Origin of the sequence: Bartonella florencae, assembly GCF_000312525.1 — a bacterium.
GTDB lineage: Bacteria > Pseudomonadota > Alphaproteobacteria > Rhizobiales > Rhizobiaceae > Bartonella > Bartonella florencae.
On record NZ_HE997514.1, the window covers coordinates 1 to 340 of the forward strand.

Annotated in this window: 1 pseudogene; it reads right to left on the reverse strand. The window is 39.1% G+C overall.

Annotation, left to right across the window (positions count from 1 at the left end):
* Window positions 1-14: 14 nt before the first annotated feature.
* Window positions 15-340: pseudogene (locus BN202_RS09120) on the reverse strand (YqaJ viral recombinase family protein); the annotation flags it as partial.

The window sequence follows — 340 nt, forward strand, 5'->3', positions numbered from 1 at the left end:
GCACCCCCATAATGTCAAGCGGCTTTTGTTAAGATCTGCTTCAGATCTCGCTCTATTTCCTCCAAAAATATCTCGACCGCTTGATTGATTTGTTGAATTTGTTCCTCATCACGATAGATACGTTTGATTTTCATGCGCAAATGAGATGATCTACCTACAAAATGCGGATTATAACTCATGAAATGACACCATTTACGTCCCGTACAAGCCATTTGAATTGCATTTGTGCAAGATATTCAGGCTTGATATTGTCATCTATAAAGAAGCGTAAATGGTTTGGTGATTGTGGGCATTTAATCTCCACTAAACCATCTTCACCAACAAAACCATCTGGACTTGC